We start from the raw sequence: 19128 nt of genomic DNA on the forward strand, positions 1-19128 counted from the left end.
ACATTATGCAAAAATACCAAGCCGTTTCGACACTCAATGTGCCACTCGATTTTAACTCTTCCCATCTACGTGGCCCAGCTGACGCGCCGGATGTGATTCATAAAGCTGTGTATAACGGTTCTGCCAATACGACAGCAGAGATGGGCATTAACATTAATAAAGACAAGCGTTTGCATCATGCAGGCGATGTTAGCTGGAACCATGAGTCAGAAGCCTTTGATGCAATCGAAGCAAAAAGTGCAGAGCTCATCGCCTCGAACCATAAGATTCTCACCTTGGGAGGTGATCATTCCATTAGCTACCCCTTGGTGAAGTCGCTTGCGCAAAAGCATGAGAATTTAACCATATTGCACTTTGATGCTCATCCGGATTTATATGACGAGCTACAAGGAAATAGGCATTCGCACGCCTGTCCTTTTGCTCGTATTATGGAGTCAGGTTCGGCGAATCGTTTAATTCAGGTAGGGATACGTACACTCAATGCACATCAAGCTCAACAAGCCGAAAAGTTTGGGGTTGAAGTACATGAAATGAAGCATTGGTATCCGGGTAAGGACCTTAACATTACTGGGCCTTTGTATGTTTCGATAGATTTAGATGCATTGGATCCAGCTTATGCACCAGGTGTGTCACATCATGAACCAGGTGGCTTAAGTGTTCGAGAGGTTCTGAGTATTTTGCAATCTATTGAGGTGCCGATTGTTGGCGCAGATATCGTGGAATATAACCCTAAACGAGACATTAATGGCATGACAGCCATGGTGTGTGCCAAGTTCTACAAAGAGCTTGCTGGACTTATGCTAAGAGATTGCCAATAAGCGCTCTCTAACAATAGCGCGATAACAAAAGCGCTATATTGAGCGTTTGAAAAACTCTCGCAAAATAATGCTAGATTCGGTGCGCTCAACCCCATTGAGTTCGCCGATTCTTTCCACTAATTGATCATGCTTGTCTGGCGACGCTGTTTGCGCCTTTAACATCAAATCAAATTGTCCACTCACTGTTTCGCAAGACAAGACCTCTGGCATCAACTCTAATGCACGAATCACATTATTAAAATGTGACGCTTTTACACTCAGCGCCACACGGCTTTGTATCGCGCTCTTTGGCAATAAGTCTGCATTGAGTTTAACCGCATAACCTTGAATCAAGCCCGCTTGTTCCATACGTTTTATACGTTCTTGCACTGTCGATCTTGCAAGGTGGACTTGGCGGGCAATATCAGCCGTAGATAGTCGTGCATCAAGCTGCAACAAGGCTAAAATTTGTTTGTCTTTTGCATCTGGCGTCATTCGGGTGAGCTTCTTAATATGAAGTGAATAAGAGTTGAAACTATATCAAAGTCATCGAAATAGGTCTTTGCTTTCACTCGTTTTCAAGCATCTTAATGGGAAGCTCTTAACCCTGCGCCCTTAAATAGGAGCACAGGATTAAGATGGAGGTTTTAATGTTATTAGTTTTATAAGGCTTTTAACTTGATATAAATTTCCATCTCCACAAAACCATCCACTCTGGCATCATTTAAGTAATGTTCCATAATAGGAAAATGATCAGGCTCATAACCACTTTGTGGCAACCAGTCGGAATAAAAACGTAAATGGGCCTGAACCGCATCAGCACCAGAACCTTTGTAATAATGCATCGCGTATTTTCCAGCAGGAATACTTGCCATAAAATATGGTGCACTTACTGTCGTATTTTGCGCCGCTTCCGGCATAATAATCGCCGCTTCATAGCGACATTTATTTAAAGGTGTTAACACCGGATTATCATAACAAAATGCAAATCGTTGCTGTGCCTTCTCATCAACACCTCGTGTTTGTGCGAAGTCGATAAGCTGCCCCCAGGTTTGGTAAATGGCAGACTCCTCATAACCCCCTACACTCGACAATTTCCATACTTTTTGTTCTGATAAGTCTTTAACTTTTACGTCCATTTTTTCACCTTTAATTAACGTTTTCATATCTAATTCAGCAGCACCTTGCTGCTGTTTCCTGCCATCAACAATGACATTGTTGATGGCAGGAGTAGGATATAAATCTGATGGTGAAAATACTTTTCCATACTTGCTTTGAATTTTTCCTATCTTGCTCTCTTTTGTGTGTTTTTTAGTTGGGTTTCTTAATTGAGAGGGGCTAAAACCAAAATAGAGTTTTACCGCTTTGGCAAAGTTAGCACTGGAAGAAAAACCACTTTCGTGTGCAATCTGTGTAATAGATAGGTCTTGATGGCAAACCAGCTTATTAGCGGCCTTTTCCATTCGCCTGCGACCTATGTAGTCATTTAAGGTTTCCTCCATCACCCCTTTAAAGATGCGATGAAAATGAAACTCAGAAAAGTAACTTGCTTTAGCCACGTCACTCAAAGATAAATTGGTATTTAGGTTGGTCTCTATATATTGAAGCGCTTGCTGGATTCTAGCGAGATAGACTGAGTTCATAATTTACAACTGGGTGTCTTGACCCTAATAACGATAGGAATAGATAAGTGGATAGATTATCAGATTTATAATAAAGCGACTTTTCCATTCTTGCGCTTTACGCCAAGACGCTAATTAAACGGACCTAGGTGCAAACATAATAATCCCCATTCCAACCAGTGCCACACTTGCGCCTATCATATCCCAATGGGTTGGTTTAATGCCGTCCACCAGCCATAACCATAGGATAGCCACAAAAATATAAACACCACCATAAGCGGCATAAACACGGCCGGACGCCTCTGGATGTAAGGATAATAACCAAGCAAACAAAGCCAAACACAGGGCTGCAGGTATTAAGAGTAAAATGCTTTTATCTTGTTTAAGCCAAAGATAAGGTAAGTAACAACCTAGGATTTCGGCCAAGGCGGTGACTAAAAAAAGACCAAGGGTTTTCAATTCAAACATATTAGATCACTACTCATTTTCGGCTCTGACAGTCACAGTTAATTCCCCATTGCTCTGTACGTAAACATTAAAACTAATGGGTCGACAGCAGACTTGGCAATCTTCAATGTATTCTTGATCTGTATCTTCGGGGTCAATAAGAACGTCAATTAACTCGCCACAATAAGGACAAGAGATGCTCTTTTCTTCAAGTTGATGCATGGTTAGCCTACTTAGCAAGATAAATAGATAAGTGGCTCTTATTCTAACTCAAGGTCTTTTTAGCTGCTTGCGAATTATTTCGATTTCTTCTCGTACACAACAGCCGTATTCATGGTCATTGATAAATCCCATGGATTGTAAAAAGGCAAACATGGTGGTGGGGCCAACAAACTTCCAGCCTTTCTTTTTAAGGGCTTTTGAGAGTGCAATGGATTCTTCGGACGTGGTTTGGCTTTGAGGCTCAGCGGGTGCTTTTGCTTCATAACGCCAAAAAAAGGCCGCCAACGAACCTTCTTCTTGCTGCATTTCAATGGCTTTTTGAGCGTTATTAATGACCGCTTCTATTTTTCGACGATTGCGAATGATACCTTCATTTTGCAGTAATTTCTCTACATAAGCCTCTTGATAGAGGGCAACTTTATGATAATCAAATTGATCAAAAGCGGCGCGAAAAGCCGCTCGTTTATTTAAGATGGTGCGCCAGCTCAAGCCAGACTGAAAACTCTCTAGACACACCTTCTCAAATAGTCTTTGATCATCAACAACAGGGAACCCCCATTCTTTGTCATGATAAGCAAGAAACTCAGGAGCAGTACCTGCCCAAGCACATCGTGCTTTACCATCTGGACCAATAAATGGGGCTGACATTCAATTTTCCTTTTGCTTTACACCTGCTTTTCAATTTTGGACAGGCATTAAAAAAGCTAGCCTATCATCTAACTGGTTTGGGGTAACTTCATAAATCCCAGCTTGTACAACTTTATGGATGACAAAAGGGTCTTGATTCACTTTCTCGACTAAAGCGTCGTAACTCAGGCTATGAGCCATAATACAGCCTCCTCCATTGGTATTTTCGGCAGATGGCTTAATACTGCCCACCATAATAAAAACGCCCTCTTCGACCCCTTGTTTTATCCAGTCCTTATGCGCTTGCATGTGATCTGGTGCTTGAGACTTATTTTCTGCAAACGTTAAATAAATATTAAACATATTACTCTCTCCTCATTTCCTTTGATGCAATCTAAAGTTCGCTTGCATAGTAGCTCATAATTTCAGCCTCGGTCATTGAGGTTGTCTCTTGGGCAAAACAGTAATAATCAGGCTTTTTATCAATATAAAATTGCATCGCCATGGCAAGACCGTCTAGATTTTCGAAGATACCGACTGGCATGTTATAAGCCTTTGCTTTTTTGAAATAAAAATAAAGGTGTGTACCGCATGCTTGGCAAAAGCCACGTTTCGCCCACTCTGAAGAATCGTACTCTTTGATATGTTCTTGCCCTTCAAACTGGACCTTTGTACCGCACTGTACAGCAAGAAATGGTCCGCCTCCCCAACCTCGACAAGATTGGCAATGGCACGCACTCACATCAGGCTTTACCTCTTCTGCTGTGATTTTGACTTGTCCGCATAAACAACTTGCATTTGGCATTGGTGATTTCCTTATTAATGGTAATTGTATTAGTGAGCACCCAATTAACGTGGAGAGAATTCCATTATCCAATTGGTTTCCCATGTTGCGCCTTCGTCGGTGGAGAAAGCTTGCTCCCATCTTGGGGCTTCATTAGAGGATATCCATTTAAATCTCACCTTAATATTTTGCCCGTGCAGTACATCATCGGCATAAAATAAGCCGACACCTTGTTTGAAACTTCCTGAGACGGGCGTATCGAGTGCGTCAGGAAAACGTGCATCTAACCACCAAATTGACCATGTTTGTGTCATTTCATTAAAGGAACGCAACGCTAAAGCACGATAACTTTCTTCTGGAAAGTTGAGTAAGTTATCTTCTAAATTACCAAAGCCACCTAGGGTTTTGATGGTTGAAGAAGTACCGTCAAACTCATACCACTCCTGGCAATTAGCTAAACGTTTTTTAAGCCGCTTATGCTTTACTTGCCAATGGCCTATCATAAAGTCAAAATCCTCTGGGGCTTTGATATCTGCTTCCATTCCCGCATTTTGATCTGGGTTTTCACTTTCAAAGGGGTTTAACGTCTGCGCTAACATACTGGCTCCTTCTCTGACTGTTGCTTCTCTGACCGTTGCTTTTCTGACGGCTTCTTTTCTGACTGTTGCTCTTCTGATAGTTGCTTCACTTCATTTGATATTGCTGGTACTAGCCTGATCTCTGATGACAGTACCTCAAGCAGAAAGGGTTTTACCTTTTGAGTAAAAACATAAGGATTGTCTTGGTATGCCTCATGACCTGCTGTGGTAATTGAAGCCATTTGTGATCCTTTGATAAGAGAATTGAGCCTACTCATTTCTATCTCTGAAAATAGATGATCCTCTTCTCCTCTTACCAATAAACAAGGGGCTTTTATTTGTTTAACCGCCCTATCTGGGTATTGGCTCCCTTTTCCTGATGTCCATAGCTTTACGGCTTGTTCCACTAGGTGATCGAAGTCCGGTTCTGGATTGACCCTGTCGTAATAAGCCGTAGAAACTGGAAATTTAGCTCGCCATTTTGGCCCTGTCATATTGGCTAAAAAAGGAAAACAAAAATCGCTTTTATGAATTTTTTGATGAGCTGCAATGGCAACAAGCGCCTTCACTTGAGAGGCTTTTTCTGAGGTTTTATGGGAAGTAATTCGATAAGCAGTAATACCGCCATCACTAAACCCCATAATGGCAAAATGGGCGATATTTAAGTGATCAAGCAGGAATTCTACATCCTCTTGATAGATTTGATAGCTCAAAGCTTTAGTGCCAAGACTGGATTTTCCATGGCCTCTAAAATCTAACCCTATCAATTTAAAATCATTGACCAAAGAGCCTAAAATGGCATTAAAGTCGGTTAAGTTACCCATGCCACCGTGAAGTAAGATAAGTGGAAAGCCTGCCGGATTTCCTGTCACCTCATAATAAATATTGGCATCTTCTCTTATTAAGTAGTTGCCTGAATTATGGGTAAATAGTGCCATCTCTATCTGCTCCTTGATTAAATGTTTTAACTCGAAGCAGGCAGTATAATGACACTCTACTGACACCATATGTCAGTAGTAAATTAAATAATTAAAAATTTATAGCCCTTTAATATTATCCCGATTTGAATCCAACCAAGACATGAGTTTTTCTAGATGTTGGCTTAGATCGCCTAATTCCTCATCTTCGAAAGCAGAGTAAATATTTTGTATATCTGGACTAAAGGCAGCCATGGTACTAGAACAAGTCTTTAAGCCTTTATCACTGATTTTTAAATGTTTTTTGCGCTTATCTTTGGTGTCAGGTGTAGCTATTAACAAATTTTTCTCTATCAACTGACTTGCTATTTTTGTAATGCCTGGCTGGTTCATTTCCATAACTTCAGCTAATTCTGTGACTAGCCAGCTTCGATTTGGATTATGAGTAAAATGAATCAGCAATCCAAATTGAGATGACGTAAGTTCAAGCTTCGCAAAAAGCTTATTTTGTCTTGTTGTCATCAGTTGTTGCAGTATGCCGAACAATATTGTCAGACGTACTTCAGTATCTTCTCTGTTACTCACCCTCGTTTCCTTCTTACCCATAAAACGTATTTTCTAACACACAATATTGAATGCTTTTCTCTGTACGTTTTTTAAACTTTTTTAATTTTTTTTACACTTATCGCTTGACTTAGATTCCAAGGAATATAGCATACATTCCATGGAATACATATTTAAAACGATTTTCGAACCATCTTTGAGAATCCTTTTCTTTGGGGAATAGCATGAACAGACGTAAATTTATCAGTGTACTTGGCCTAGGTACTGGCGCAGTTGCATTAACCACAGGCTTAACAAGCTGTGGCAACCTAGAGTCTTCTCTTTCTGCAGCAAATGGCGATCAAGATACTAGTTACGGCTGGAATGGCCCAACTTCAGAAATGAAAGATATTCGATTACAGGTATTAGCCTATGCTGTGTTAAGCCCAAATCCACACAACATACAACCTTGGATTATTAAACTAACGGGTGAGAAAGAGTTTGAACTCTATGTCGACCCTGAGCGCTTATTACCAGAAACAGATCCCTACTACAGACAGATTCATATTGGCCAAGGGACTTTCTTAGAAACCGCTGCTATTGCAGCAACAGGCCTAAAACATGAAGCAAAAATAACGCTTTTCCCACAAGTCATGTATAGCAACACAGAGCTTGCGAATAAGCCTGTTGCGAGAGTGCGCTTAGAAGCCAACGACAAGGTTGAGACTAACCCTCTTTTTGCCCATATCTTAAACAGGCATTCTAATAAACGTGAATATAATAACGCCCCGCTCACTCAGGCTCAGGTATCTGAATTAGAGCAATTTCACGCAAATTATAATCAGACTCCTTTCACGCTAGTGAGCTCCCCTGCTGCCAAGAACCAACTGGAGCAGGTTTTAACAAAAGCGATGAAAATTGAGGTCAAGAACAAAGCCAGAGACATGGAAACCATCAAGATGTTTCGTTTCAATGATGATGAAGTCATGAAATACCGTGATGGTTTTGGTACTGCTCAAGCAGGACTTTCTGGGTTTAAACGAATCTTGGTTGAGAACTTTTTTCTTTCTAGAGAAAGCGTGGAAAAAGATTCAACTGATTTTGGCCAACAAGCTGTCACCATGACGCAAAAAACAGCGGCATCTACAGGTACCTTTGCTTGGATGAGCTCTAAGTTTAATACCCGTGAAGATCAAGTGAATGTGGGGCGTGAATATTGCCGTATCAACCTTAAAACAATTGAAATGGGACTTGCTCAACACCCGATGAGCCAAGTGCTGCAAGAGTATGAAGACATGCTGCCATTACAAGGAGAGTTTAAACGCTTCTTTAATATTAAAGACTCTGACACAGTTCAAATGCTATTTAGGTTAGGAACCGCTGAGATGACACCTCATGGGCCAAGACGTGCTTTAAAGGATATTATTAAAGCCTAAATGAAATGACAGGACATGCTTGTGCCAAGAAGGCTAAAAAAGCCGTCCTTGGCTCAATGCACTTACCTAATTTCCATTTTAAAAACCTAGGGAGGCGAGTATTTCCTCTTTCAATCAGAGTTACATCTGGTTGAAATCTTTCAGAATTGTCTCATAGGTGCCATTTGCCTGAATTTGTACAAAGCCTTTGTTGAAGGCATCTCGAATTTTGATGGCATTAGGGATGCTTTTTGAAATCATGATATGCAGGTCATTATCTTCTATAGGCGGCTGTATCATTTCTATCTTATCCGCTTGCATGCCCATATCGGCTGCAACTTGCTTAGCAACAGCATAACTCTCAACATAAAGGTCTATTTCCCCTTGATCCAAGGCTTCTAAACCCAAGCTGACTTCTTCATAACCTTTTAAGTGTTTGAACGGATAAGCATCGAAACTTTTCGCGACAACCGTGCCGTCAAGCTTGCCTAGCTTATACTGATCAAGCATGTCGAATGAGGTATAAAAGTTTAACTCGTGCCCAGCTTTTTTAAATACACCCGTCAAAACGGAATAAATAGGCAATGAATAGTGATAATGCAGTGCCCTTTCTTCAGAAAAATAGGCGCCTACAACAACGTCCTTCTTACCTTCTTTTACTTGCTCTAGCACGTCTGTCCAACTGGTAAATTCGATCGAACTGTCATAACCCGCTGCTTTAAATGAAGCGTCAACTATGGCGGTGACAAACCCTCCTTTTTCTAGAGATTCAGCATAAAAAGGTGCCCAGTTTGTTGTTGTCATAGAGACATTTTGTGCCTGTACACTATTGGGTAATGAGAAGAAAAAAAGAGCGGATGTTAAGGTAATGAGAGGTGTTTTAGCGGCTAATTTCTGCAAACCCTGTGACAGTGGTTTGATTTTAAACATGTTAATTAGCATAGTTTTAAACCTTTTCATTGGGGAGATGAATAAGGTTAACGGGTTTAGATGAGGTGTTTAGTTAATTTTAAATACTCTAATAAAGGAATACCTCATAATTTCACCCTTTAATAATGGATTTAAACTTAGCCTCTTTAAAATCTATTAGGGTACATTATTTAGCTGGAGAATTTAGCTGGAGAGAGACTCATATCGATAAATGCGAAACCCTTCATCTATGTAAGAGTCAATTTTGTTAAAGCCAAGTTTATGCAGAATTTTATTGGAAGCGACATTTTCATCAACGGCTACAGCAATGATCCTATCTAGTTTAAGGGCATCTCTTGCATATTTTAATGCTGCGGTAACGGCTTCTGTTGCTAACCCCTGCCCCCAATATTGAGGTAACAATCGATAGCCTATATCTGGGGCATTCAGTCTTTTATCAAACTTCACGCCACAAAAGCCAATGACTTTATTATCTTCTTTATGAATAAGAGCATAACGACCGTAACCATACCTTTCGTACTCAGCCATCCAGACATCTCTAATAACCATGGCAGCATCATCAAGACTTTTCACCATACCGGCATCTCCCGTGTATTGAGTGACTTTTTTACAACTAGCAAAGTCAAGAACGGCTTCTTTATCGGCAAGGGTAAACTCGCGCATTTGTAGTCTTGGGGTATCAATTAAAATCACGCACAATATCCTTTAGGCGTTTGAAGGTTTTTTCTATTGCCTTGATCAGAAAACGTATGAAATTCGATCATTATATATGGGTAAATTCAGACTATGAGTAAAAGGTTATGAGGCTAACAAATATCTCGGATACGACAGATTTTGTCTTCTTCGAAAAAGAATTCACAGCGACTATTAAATACCACTGTCTCGCCTTTTTTCAGGTCCGTATTATTCATAAAAAGATCAGCGGCTAAAGTAGCCTTGTACTCAACATTGATGCAGACCATTTGACCAACCTCCTCTAGCTCGAGGATCGTTTGGCTTCTCTCACTGTAAACCAGAGCAGCTTTACTCACTAATTCGCTAAATGCCTCTATTCCCTTAGTTTTGGATTCTGTATGACCTTTACGAATATTTTCGATTTCTATGTTTTGCGACAAAGTATGCACCATGCCATCTAGGTCAAAGCAATTATAAGCTTGTAAGTAGCGAACTATCAGATCTCTTTTCATTTCATTCTGCATCTAAACTTCCTTCCCTAGCCTTAAACTAATAACGCCTAAGACTAGCTCAGAAATAAACTGAATGAAAACTTATAACTAATCCGCTAAATAACGCTGACCTAGTTTTGCACTTTCTAACCAAGCCATAAATTCGCTAACACCTTGCTCGCCTTCTTTCGGCGCCCAAGCAGCGAAGTCAGATTCTTGAGCAGGCGTAAAAGGGCCAGGTTTTAACTCTAGAATAATCACATCTTCTGTTTCTGGATAAATACTGTGCCAAGTGTTTTCAGGAAACTCTGTCCCCATAATAGGCTGATTAGGACTCAAGCTTAGCTTTTCAATGACGTTACCCGCTTGATCGAAGACGACTAAAGCCATTTGCCCTTTAAGCACGAGTAGCATTTCCCATTTGTTTGTTTGTCCATGAAAATGCGGTCTAACATAGGTGCCTTTTTTTAAACCTATACACATACGCTGAACTGGGTCTGAGTGCTCGGTATGAAAACAATGATGTGAGCGTTTACGTTCGCTTTGTTCAGCTTTTTCAATTAATTCTTGGAATAGCACATCATCCAGTTTTTTCATTTTTTTTCCTGTTCGCAGCTTCAATCATTTTTGGGATTAGTAATGAATTTTACGGCAGCCATCTTAATCATTAGGCAAAAAAAATCCCAGCACTTGGCTGGGATTTTTTAATATTGATAAGTATTTACATACCAGTATTACAAGCGAACACTTTCAATAACACGTTCTACTATCTCTTCAACTTTAGTTTCTGAGATTTCAGAATCCGCATGGCTCTCATCATTCGTTAGCAAGGTAACCCCTGTTGCACGTACAAGATCAGCTTCTGCTTGGCTTACGTCCGCTTTTGCAAGAGCAACAATACCTTGGCGAAGTAATGCACGCTCCAGCGCTTTAGCTTGACCAAATGCTTCTTCTGATAAAGCAATGACAGCTGGCTTTTGACCTAAGCGTGCTGCTCTATCTTCTGCGGTTACATCTGAATCTTCATCAATATCAGCAACCTTCTCTTCTACCATGCCGGCACCAACCGTCACGTTAGATAGGCGATCGATTATGATCAAGGCGCCGGTTAGGCGGCTATCTTGATACTGATCGAAAGCAACGGGTGCATCAAATTGAATGATGCAATCACCAATACCATTTAGCTCTAGTGATTCGATCTCACTGTGCTCAAGCGTATTTACATCTACTCTGTGGTTAAAGTGATGCACTTTACCCGGTACAGTTTGTGTACCTAGTTTAAAGTCATACAATTTACCCGGTACTAGTGGGTGATCTGCCATCCACACTATGGAAGCTCTTAATGTGCTTGCCATTAGCGGTTCACTACCTACGTGAGCAAGCATGTCACCACGACTGATATCGATTTCATCTTCTAGTGTGATGGTAACAGCTTCGCCTGCACCTGCCTCATCTAGGTTACCGTCGTAGGTAACAATCGCATCAACTTTACTTGTTTTACCCGATGGCAAAGCAATAATTTCATCACCTGGTTTTACAGAACCTGCTGCAATCGTGCCGGCAAAACCACGGAAATCTAGGTTAGGACGGTTTACATACTGCACAGGAAGGCGGAATTGATTGCTCTTCACATCACGGTCAATCTGAACACTTTCTAAAATGTTCATCAAAGCGCCACCTGTGTACCAAGGTGTGCTGCTTGATTCATTTACAACGTTATCACCACGAAGCGCTGATAATGGCACAAAGCGAATATCTTCGCTGGCACGGTTACCTAGTTGCTCAGTAAAAGCTAGGTATTCAGCTTTAATTTCGTTGAACTTGTCTTCAGAGAAGTCGACTAAGTCCATTTTGTTAACAGCTACCACTAGGTGTTTAATACCTAACAATGCCGCAATATAACTATGACGACGTGTTTGTGTTTGTACACCGTAACGGGCATCAATCAAGATGATAGCTAGGTCACAAGTAGATGCACCTGTAGCCATGTTACGTGTATATTGTTCATGCCCTGGTGTGTCAGCAATGATGAACTTACGTTTCTCTGTTGAGAAATAACGATAAGCAACATCAATAGTAATACCTTGCTCACGCTCAGCTTGTAAGCCATCTACCAAAAGCGCTAAATCAACTTCTTCACCTTGAGTACCTGACTTTTTACTGTCACGTTTTACGGCTTCTAGGTGATCTTCAAAAATAAGTTTTGAGTCATGCAATAGACGTCCGATTAGGGTACTTTTACCATCATCAACGTTACCGCAAGTTAACAAACGCAACATGTCTTTTTCTTCATGCTGCTTTAAGTAACCAAGAATATCTTGGCTGATCAATTCTGACTGGTGCGACATTCTCTAACTCCTAGAAATAACCTTGTTTTTTCTTCTCTTCCATTGACCCTGCTGAGTCATGGTCGATCACTCGCCCTTGACGCTCTGAACTTTTTGTCAGTAGCATTTCCTGAATAATTTCAGGCAAGGTCGCCGCTTCAGAATCCACAGCACCGGTCAATGGGTAGCAACCCAAGGTACGGAAACGTACAGATTTCATTTCAGGTACTTCACCCTCTTTAAGTGGCATACGATCATCATCAACCATGATCATGGTGCCATCACGCTCTACCACTGGACGTGGTTTAGCGAAATAAAGAGGAACAATTGGAATACTTTCTAGGTAGATATATTGCCAGATGTCCAACTCGGTCCAGTTAGATAGAGGGAAAACTCGGATGCTTTCGCCTTTATTCACTTTACCGTTATAAATGTTCCATAACTCAGGACGCTGGTTTTTAGGGTCCCAACGGTGCTGTTTGTCACGGAATGAGTAAACACGTTCTTTTGCTCGTGACTTCTCTTCGTCACGACGCGCACCACCAAATGCAGCATCAAAGCCGTACTTGTCTAATGCTTGTTTCAAACCTTGGGTTTTCATCACATCGGTGTGTTTAGCACTACCGTGAGTGAAAGGACCAATCCCCTGTGCTATCCCTTCTGGATTTTTATGGACTAGGAGTTCAAGACCTAATTTCGCAACCATTTCATCACGGAAGCTAATCATTTCTTTAAACTTCCAATCTGTGTCCACATGCATTAGTGGGAATGGTGGTTTACCTGGGTAGAAGGCTTTCATAGCCAAATGCAGCATTACAGCAGAGTCTTTACCTACTGAATACAACATTACAGGGTTATCAAATTCAGCAGCCACTTCACGAATGATATGGATACTTTCAGCCTCAAGCTGCTTTAAATGAGTGAGTCTCGCCTCGTTCATAATTTCCTATCTCAGTTGTGTCCGACTTTTAAACCCTTCAAATCTTTAACAATTCAAAGTCGTTAAAAGTGAATGGATTCGGCATTTGAGAGATACTATACAGGCAAGCTATTTTCAAAAAAAGTTATAAGCAGGTGTTTTTATAGAACATTTATACATATACATATTTAAAATGAACTACATAAGCTGAGCCTATGAAGTTCATTCTAAAGGTTTGATTTTCCAATAAGAAATTTATTAAAAAAAGAATCTTTAATTCGGTAGATTACGCATGACTAAACCGTACTCAATATCAGCAGGTTCACTCTCACAAGGTATGCTCACAACATGACCAGAGCCAGGTGCAACAGTTACGCTCTCACCTCTTTTATTCAACATGGTATTGATAAAGATAGTCCTTGAGCCTTTTGGCGTAATGAGTTCCACGCTATCACCGACTTTAAAGCGGTTTTTCACATCCAAGGTTAACATGCCATTGTGCCAACCTTTCATCTCTGCGACGAACTGCTGCTTTGTCGATTGGGAGTTACCATGTTGATAGTTCTGATATTTATCATGCACATGACGACGGTAAAAGCCTTCTGTATAACCTCTGTTAGCTAAGCCTTCTAGCCTATCCATGAGGCTCATATCAAATGCGCGACCATGAGTTGCATCATCAATCGCTTGGCGATAAAGCTGAGCAGTACGTGCGGCATAAAAATGAGACTTGGTACGACCTTCAATTTTTAATGAATGCACGCCCATTTCAATCAATTTTTCCACATGCTGAATCGCTCTAAGATCACGAGAGTTCATAATGTAGGTGCCATGCTCATCTTCAAACGCTGGCATGTACTCACCTTCTCGGCCTTGCTCACGCAATAAAACCACATCATCATAAGGCTTACCCTCACCTAATGTGGTTTTAAAGTCGTCATTTTCCCCTAGCGCCAGCTGATCAAAACCTGAAGGATCAAACATTTGCGCTTCTTTTTTAGCCTGTTCGTACAAATGACTACCATCAGCCGGCACTATGTCACCTGACAGTTCTTCTTTGGCATCTTTAACATCATATTGCCAACGACAGGAGTTAGTGCATGAGCCTTGGTTCGGGTCTCGTCGGTTAAAATAACCAGATAATAGGCAGCGACCAGAGTAAGCAATACACAAAGAACCATGAACAAAGGTTTCAATCTCCATATCAGGTACTTTTGCACGTATCTCTGCTATTTCATCGAGAGATAATTCACGGGATAAAATGACGCGCTTAAGTCCATAGTCATGCCAGAACTTAACCGTTGCCCAGTTTACTGCATTGGCTTGAACAGAAAGATGTAACTCTTGATCGGGCCACTTTTCTTTAATCAGCATCATCATGCCAGGGTCAGACATGATAAGGGCATCAGGGCCCATTTCGATAACAGGCTCAATGTCTCTTAGATAAGTTTTAATTTTTGAGTTATGAGGGGCAATGTTACTGGCGACATACAGTTTTTTACCTTGTGCATGGGCTTCTTCTATACCCGTTGCGAGATTAGCCATATCAAAGTCATTATTTCTCACCCTTAGGCTGTATCTAGGTTGGCCTGCATATACTGCATCTGCCCCGTAGGCAAAAGCATAACGCATATTTTTTAGGGTACCCGCTGGAGAAAGTAGTTCTGTCATAAGTCATTCACGTCGATTTTAAAAATGGGCGCATTTTAATCGAGTGACTTAAGGGGAAAAGCAAAATCAAAAAAAAGGCCGACTTAGTCGACCTTTTTTTGATTTGAATCAAAATTTTGAAATTATCAATTCCATATTGTGAGATAAATTGCGCTTATAAATAGCTCAATTTTATGGCTCAGCGCTCAGTTGTTGCTCCAACATGATTTGATTAACTTGGGTATCGATTCGGTTAAGTTTGCCATTCACTTGAATTCTAAAGGCATCAATAGCATTGATGGCCTCTTGATGGTCATCCAACTGAGCTTTCAGGTTAGCTGGCATATCTGGTTTAGCACTGCGTAAACCTTCTACTTTCTCATCAATTTGGCTAATGCTTGCTTCAATCTTCGCTAATGTATCTGTTAAAGATTTAACCTGATTAGACACACTTTGGTTATTGGTTTGCATTGTTTTTATTGTGTTGAGCAAATCATCAATTTGACCATTTTGCTGCTCCACTTTCACAATCAAACTTGCGGTTTCATCACCCATCTTAGATAAGGTTTGCCCAGTAACATCTTGCTCTTCACGCATAGCGTCAATTTCAAATGCACGGGTTTGGCTATCCTGCTCGACTTGATTCAAATTACCTAACAATTTATGGTAATTTGCTTCTATGTCATTGACGGCTTCACCTTGAACCGCAACAAGTTTGCCTTGTGTTGCAAGGGATTCACGTAAATTAGATTGCTTTTTATCTATACTAGCCACATTCGTGGTATTGGCTTTTATTGCCTTACGGTTAGTGTCATAAGACACACCCCATAATTTACGAATTTCACTGTTGTGATTCTTTAACGTCTCTGCAACCGTCAAGTCTTGTTCATTGGCAGACACATCTGCCGCTAACAGTTGATGATCTAAGTTAGTTAGTTGAGTATTGGTAGCAGCGAGCTCAGATTTTAGTCTTTGGTTGTCTTGCCAGACCCAAAAACCAGCAGCGCAGGCAGCACCAACAAATAAAAATAACAGCAGGTACACCCCAATTAAACTAGGCTTTTTATATTGCACTTGGGGTTGTGCTTTTGCCTCATTTAAGAGTTTAGCTTTAGTCGAAGCAGGAGCCAATCGTCTCTTCGTTGTGGACTGATTAGTACGACGGTCACTGACTTCATCTTGGTCCAAGGTAAGGCTTGGAATTTCTACATCATCATCTTGTCTTGGCATTGAATTCTTACTGAGCCCTTGTTTTGAATGAAAAAAAGGATAACCACACAAATTGAAGGAATATTATCTTCAATTCTTCGGTGCTATTATATATGCACCATTAACTGCTTGATAACAAGCATTTTTCAATATGAAATCGCAGGAGAAAAGAAATGGCGTTTGAATTACCAGCTCTACCATACGCAAAAGATGCTCTAGAGCCTCACATGTCAGCGGAAACATTGGACTTCCACCACGGCAAACACCATAACACTTATGTTGTTAAATTAAATGGTCTTGTTCCTGGTTCTGAGTTTGAAGGCAAAAGCCTAGAAGACATTATTGCATCAGCTCCAGCTGGTCCTGTATTCAACAATGCAGCACAAATCTGGAACCACACTTTCTTCTGGAACAGCCTAAGCCCACAAGGTGGCGGTCAACCAGCAGGCGCACTAGCTGACGCAATCAACGCTAAATGGGGTTCTTTCGAAGAGTTCCAAGCAGCATTCAACGACAAAGCAGTTAACAACTTCGGTTCTAGCTGGACTTGGTTGGTAAAAACAGCTGAAGGCGAATTAGACATTGTTAACACTAGCAATGCTGGTACTCCTTCTACTGACGGTTACACAGCGCTATTGACTGTTGACCTTTGGGAACACGCTTACTACATCGACTACCGTAACGTTCGTCCTGATTACCTAAAAGGTTTCTGGGCGCTAGCTAACTGGGATTTTGCTGCTGCTAACTTTGCTGCATAAAATCAGTTAGTTTTGTTTTAAGTCTTGGCTTAAGGGTTTGTGGAAACACTTAAGTCAATTTAAAGCAAATAAAAACGCGATTCAAACCCAGTCTGAATCGCGTTTTTTTATGTCTAAAAGTCTTACCTTAGGCTTTATTCAGTGTCTTTCGCGGCTTTAGCAGCTAATTTAGTCTGAATAAAAACGGAATGAGGCACATATAAAAGTTCACAGATACGTCTGATGCGATAGTCTTCATATTCATCTAACACGCCATCAGCATAAGCAACACGCCAGAGAGCACCTACTAGCGCTTCTTTCTCTTCCTTACCTGCATGCTCATTAATAGCATTAGTAAATTGGAACATATCATTAGCTGATTCAACGGATTGTTTCATGTCAAGGTAGAGTTGCTCAACTTGCTCTAGTCCGGTTTCTTTCTCTATTAACTTTAAAACTTGCTGCTTTTCAGTTTCTTCAATTTTCTCATCGGCCAACATGACTTCAATAAGCAGTGCCGCAACCGCTTGCTGGTAAGACACAGCTTCTACCGCTTCTTCTGGATCTTGAAATTGCTCAATGATTTTTTTAAATGCAGCTAACATACTTTCTCCATTTATTTATTTTCTAAGGCTTGATTCAAATAGGCTAAATTCAAATCAATCAATTTATTTGGAAATTGTCGATAATCAGGATAGGGACAGAAAATTAGGTTTTGATCGACTTTCAAAAGACCTTTTTCATCGACTTGAATAAAGTCTCTACTCTCTTTTAGTGTCGACTGCATTTGACCACCGCAAACATAATAAATTTTATCCTGATCAAAATTTTCTGGCATTTGAAATAAAATGCACTCGCTTTCTTGTATCAGTCTAGTGTCTCTGTATTCACGCCAATCTATTTTAGCTGCCGTCAGCTTCGCCATAATAGTGAGAATCTTACGCCAATGATTACCATCCTGAGCAATAATATCTGCCACAGACGGCCGGTTTAAATGGCCATTAGAGCCAACTAGATAATCACCTTTAGGTGGCGTTGGTAAAATAAACACTGTTTTTGCAAGCCCGTAAGCACACCCCAAACTAAACACGTTTTTTCTTCTCTCCTTTAAACATCATACTGCAAAAAAGCCATGATTTAAGACATGCCTATAATAGCATTTTGATTTACACAAAAGTTCCTTGATTGATACAAGTTAACACCTAAGGTGGAGCTTGACAGTGAAGTCGTTTCATAAAACAATATAGCAATAAATTATAAGCTTATATTGGATTGGAATATGAAATTTATTAATTCAGGTGTTATCGGTGGTGTTTTAATCGGTTTTGCAGCTCTGCTCTACCTACTTTTATATGGCCGTGTATTAGGTGTTAGTGGCTTAATTAATCAGACTGCTTTTAATAAAAGCAAAGAACAAGGCACTAATAAATTTTATCTCGCCATGATTCTAATTGGCACATTAATAGGTGGCAGTAGCTATGGGGTATTTTTTGAACCTCAATTTGTGATGCCAAATGATCGTTCCCCTCTTCTTCTCATCATTGCTGGCTTGATTGTCGGTTTTGGCACCCGAATGGGGAATGGCTGTACCAGTGGTCATGGTGTGTGTGGTATTTCAAGAGGATCTTCACGCTCTATCGTAGCTACAATGACATTTATGGTTAGTGCCATAATAACCGTTTATGTGACTAGCCGACTTTTTCAAATAGGAGCCTAATATGAGCAATAGTATGAAAAGCAATATGGTTTCTAATCAAGACAAGTCATCTCCTATCTTTCACATTCTTATGCACTTGTTAATAGGTATTTTATTTGGAGCAGGCCTTGCAATATCCGAGATGGCAAACCCAAATGCGGTATTAAGTTTTCTCGATGTTAGCGCTATTTTTACTCAAGATAGCTCTTTTAGTAAAAATGCGAGTTGGAATCCAGACCTTATTTTTGTCATGGTGTCGGCAATTTCGGTTGGCGTTTTGGCCTACGCGATTAAGAATAAGATGACAAAGCCTAAATTTACATCAATTTGGCGACTACCAAGCAAGCTCGCCTTAGATAAACCTTTAATATTCGGTGCTATTTTATTTGGAATTGGCTGGGGTCTTGCGGGTTACTGTCCAGGTCCTGCTTTAACCGCTCTAGTAAACAACCCAATGGAAGGTGTGTATTTTCTTTCTTCCATGTTAATAGGAAGTTTTGCCTTCCAAGCAATATCAACAATGAGAAAAACCTAGCAGCAAT

General features: G+C 40.5%; 25 protein-coding genes. 5 read left to right on the top strand and 20 right to left on the bottom strand.

Going from position 1 to position 19128, the window contains the following annotated elements; all coding sequences use genetic code 11:
- The first annotated feature begins 5 nt into the window (after window positions 1-5).
- Entirely contained in the window at window positions 6-818 is an 813-nt protein-coding gene (gene speB / locus OA91_RS11225; RefSeq protein WP_063338302.1) for an agmatinase, read from the top strand.
- A 33-nt stretch (window positions 819-851) separates the two neighbouring features.
- On the opposite strand, the gene OA91_RS11230 is transcribed toward speB, so the two are convergent.
- From OA91_RS11230 to OA91_RS11275, 10 genes are all read right to left on the bottom strand, one after another.
- The gene (locus OA91_RS11230; protein ID WP_063338303.1) at window positions 852-1292 is read right to left on the bottom strand and encodes an Lrp/AsnC family transcriptional regulator; all 441 of its coding nucleotides are present in this window, start codon (window positions 1290-1292) and stop codon (window positions 852-854) included.
- 167 nt (window positions 1293-1459) lie between these two features.
- Window positions 1460-2440 (bottom strand): AraC family transcriptional regulator, encoded by a 981-nt coding sequence (locus tag OA91_RS11235; protein WP_063338304.1) that lies wholly within the window; start codon window positions 2438-2440, stop codon window positions 1460-1462.
- Between the two features lie 114 nt (window positions 2441-2554).
- Window positions 2555-2887, bottom strand: a complete 333-nt coding sequence (locus tag OA91_RS11240; RefSeq protein WP_046019112.1) for a YnfA family protein — start codon at window positions 2885-2887, stop codon at window positions 2555-2557.
- A 9-nt stretch (window positions 2888-2896) separates the two neighbouring features.
- Window positions 2897-3088: a CPXCG motif-containing cysteine-rich protein gene (locus tag OA91_RS11245; RefSeq protein ID WP_063338305.1), complete on the bottom strand. Its 192-nt coding sequence runs from the start codon at window positions 3086-3088 to the stop codon at window positions 2897-2899.
- Between the two features lie 48 nt (window positions 3089-3136).
- Window positions 3137-3736: a DNA-3-methyladenine glycosylase I gene (locus tag OA91_RS11250; protein WP_063338306.1), complete on the bottom strand. Its 600-nt coding sequence runs from the start codon at window positions 3734-3736 to the stop codon at window positions 3137-3139.
- Window positions 3737-3766: 30 nt separating this feature from the next.
- The gene (locus tag OA91_RS11255) at window positions 3767-4078 is read right to left on the bottom strand and encodes a YciI family protein (RefSeq protein ID WP_063338307.1); all 312 of its coding nucleotides are present in this window, start codon (window positions 4076-4078) and stop codon (window positions 3767-3769) included.
- A gap of 31 nt (window positions 4079-4109) precedes the next feature.
- Window positions 4110-4520, bottom strand: coding sequence for a GFA family protein (locus OA91_RS11260; protein WP_063338308.1), 411 nt, complete (start codon window positions 4518-4520; stop codon window positions 4110-4112).
- Window positions 4521-4564: 44 nt separating this feature from the next.
- Window positions 4565-5098 (bottom strand): DUF1579 domain-containing protein, encoded by a 534-nt coding sequence (locus OA91_RS11265; RefSeq protein ID WP_082827900.1) that lies wholly within the window; start codon window positions 5096-5098, stop codon window positions 4565-4567.
- Window positions 5092-6015 (bottom strand): alpha/beta fold hydrolase, encoded by a 924-nt coding sequence (locus OA91_RS11270; RefSeq protein ID WP_063338309.1) that lies wholly within the window; start codon window positions 6013-6015, stop codon window positions 5092-5094. Before OA91_RS11270 ends, OA91_RS11265 begins: the two co-directional genes overlap by 7 nt.
- A 99-nt stretch (window positions 6016-6114) precedes the next feature.
- Entirely contained in the window at window positions 6115-6579 is a 465-nt protein-coding gene (locus OA91_RS11275) for a MarR family winged helix-turn-helix transcriptional regulator (RefSeq protein WP_063338310.1), read from the bottom strand.
- Window positions 6580-6782: 203 nt separating this feature from the next.
- Between OA91_RS11275 and OA91_RS11280 the strand changes: the two genes are divergently transcribed.
- Entirely contained in the window at window positions 6783-7973 is a 1191-nt protein-coding gene (locus OA91_RS11280; protein WP_063338311.1) for an Acg family FMN-binding oxidoreductase, read from the top strand.
- Window positions 7974-8093: 120 nt separating this feature from the next.
- Here the strand turns inward: OA91_RS11280 and OA91_RS11285 are convergent, their stop codons facing one another.
- The 8 genes from OA91_RS11285 to OA91_RS11320 all read right to left on the bottom strand — a co-directional run bounded on the left by OA91_RS11285 (window position 8094) and on the right by OA91_RS11320 (window position 16174).
- On the bottom strand, window positions 8094-8894 hold the full coding sequence (locus tag OA91_RS11285) for a substrate-binding periplasmic protein (protein ID WP_231870357.1): 801 nt from the start codon (window positions 8892-8894) through the stop codon (window positions 8094-8096).
- A 171-nt stretch (window positions 8895-9065) separates the two neighbouring features.
- On the bottom strand, window positions 9066-9575 hold the full coding sequence (locus tag OA91_RS11290) for a GNAT family N-acetyltransferase (protein WP_082827903.1): 510 nt from the start codon (window positions 9573-9575) through the stop codon (window positions 9066-9068).
- A gap of 113 nt (window positions 9576-9688) precedes the next feature.
- Window positions 9689-10081, bottom strand: a complete 393-nt coding sequence (locus OA91_RS11295; protein WP_046019119.1) for a nuclear transport factor 2 family protein — start codon at window positions 10079-10081, stop codon at window positions 9689-9691.
- Window positions 10082-10156: 75 nt separating this feature from the next.
- Window positions 10157-10645, bottom strand: a complete 489-nt coding sequence (locus tag OA91_RS11300; protein ID WP_063338312.1) for a WbuC family cupin fold metalloprotein — start codon at window positions 10643-10645, stop codon at window positions 10157-10159.
- A gap of 137 nt (window positions 10646-10782) precedes the next feature.
- Window positions 10783-12396: a sulfate adenylyltransferase subunit CysN gene (gene cysN / locus OA91_RS11305; protein ID WP_046019121.1), complete on the bottom strand. Its 1614-nt coding sequence runs from the start codon at window positions 12394-12396 to the stop codon at window positions 10783-10785.
- 10 nt (window positions 12397-12406) lie between these two features.
- Window positions 12407-13315 carry a sulfate adenylyltransferase subunit CysD gene (cysD, locus tag OA91_RS11310; protein ID WP_046019122.1) on the bottom strand — a complete coding sequence of 303 codons (909 nt, stop codon included), beginning with the start codon at window positions 13313-13315 and terminating at the stop codon, window positions 12407-12409.
- Between the two features lie 252 nt (window positions 13316-13567).
- Complete coding sequence (trhP, locus tag OA91_RS11315; protein ID WP_063338313.1) at window positions 13568-14965, bottom strand: prephenate-dependent tRNA uridine(34) hydroxylase TrhP; 1398 nt, start codon at window positions 14963-14965, stop codon at window positions 13568-13570.
- A gap of 171 nt (window positions 14966-15136) precedes the next feature.
- Window positions 15137-16174, bottom strand: a complete 1038-nt coding sequence (locus OA91_RS11320; protein ID WP_063338314.1) for a hypothetical protein — start codon at window positions 16172-16174, stop codon at window positions 15137-15139.
- A gap of 152 nt (window positions 16175-16326) precedes the next feature.
- Between OA91_RS11320 and OA91_RS11325 the strand changes: the two genes are divergently transcribed.
- Window positions 16327-16911, top strand: coding sequence for a superoxide dismutase (locus OA91_RS11325; protein ID WP_046019125.1), 585 nt, complete (start codon window positions 16327-16329; stop codon window positions 16909-16911).
- A gap of 134 nt (window positions 16912-17045) precedes the next feature.
- On the opposite strand, the gene OA91_RS11330 is transcribed toward OA91_RS11325, so the two are convergent.
- A complete protein-coding gene (locus tag OA91_RS11330; RefSeq protein WP_063338315.1) occupies window positions 17046-17495 on the bottom strand; it encodes a tellurite resistance TerB family protein in 450 nt (149 codons plus the stop codon).
- A gap of 11 nt (window positions 17496-17506) precedes the next feature.
- Window positions 17507-17980 (bottom strand): DUF6942 family protein, encoded by a 474-nt coding sequence (locus tag OA91_RS11335; RefSeq protein WP_063338316.1) that lies wholly within the window; start codon window positions 17978-17980, stop codon window positions 17507-17509.
- Window positions 17981-18169: 189 nt separating this feature from the next.
- Between OA91_RS11335 and OA91_RS11340 the strand changes: the two genes are divergently transcribed.
- Both OA91_RS11340 and OA91_RS11345 read left to right on the top strand, forming a co-directional pair.
- Window positions 18170-18607 (top strand): YeeE/YedE family protein, encoded by a 438-nt coding sequence (locus tag OA91_RS11340; RefSeq protein ID WP_063338317.1) that lies wholly within the window; start codon window positions 18170-18172, stop codon window positions 18605-18607.
- A gap of 1 nt (window position 18608) precedes the next feature.
- Complete coding sequence (locus OA91_RS11345) at window positions 18609-19121, top strand: DUF6691 family protein (protein ID WP_231870358.1); 513 nt, start codon at window positions 18609-18611, stop codon at window positions 19119-19121.
- Window positions 19122-19128 lie beyond the last annotated feature (7 nt).

It is taken from the genome of Marinomonas sp. SBI8L (assembly GCF_001624705.1).
Classification (GTDB): Bacteria; Pseudomonadota; Gammaproteobacteria; order Pseudomonadales; family Marinomonadaceae; genus Marinomonas.